Source organism: Delftia sp. ASV31, from assembly GCF_016428765.1.
Classification (GTDB): domain Bacteria; phylum Pseudomonadota; class Gammaproteobacteria; order Burkholderiales; family Burkholderiaceae_C; genus Comamonas; species Comamonas acidovorans.
In genome coordinates this window covers 1-314 of sequence record NZ_JAELTK010000285.1, presented here as the reverse complement: position 1 = coordinate 314, position 314 = coordinate 1, and the positions used below count along the sequence as shown (strand labels likewise).

Genomic DNA, 314 nt, shown 5'->3' with positions numbered 1-314 from the left:
CCCCCCCCCCCCCCCCCCCCCCCCCCCCCCCCCCCCCCCCCCCCCCCCCCCCCCCCCCCCCCCCCCCCCCCCCCCCCCCCCCCCCCCCCCCCCCCCCCCCCCCCCCCCCTTTTTTAATGATCCGGCGACCACCGAGATCTACACTGTTCGCATTTCGTCGGCAGCGTCAGATGTGTATAAGAGACAGGCCCCTTCTCGACCAACGGCGCCCTCGTCCTGGCCAATGCCAAGGGCGTGGACCGCGACCGCTTCTTCCGCCAGCTGATGGTCTACGGCGGCCTTGTCACCCTGGTGGCGCCGCTGCTCGTGTGGCT

1 pseudogene is annotated in these 314 nt (G+C 74.5%); it reads left to right on the top strand.

The features are described from left to right. Window positions 1-265 (top strand): annotated as a pseudogene (locus tag JHD82_RS29430) (hypothetical protein); the annotation flags it as partial. Between the last annotated feature and the right edge of the window lie 49 nt (window positions 266-314).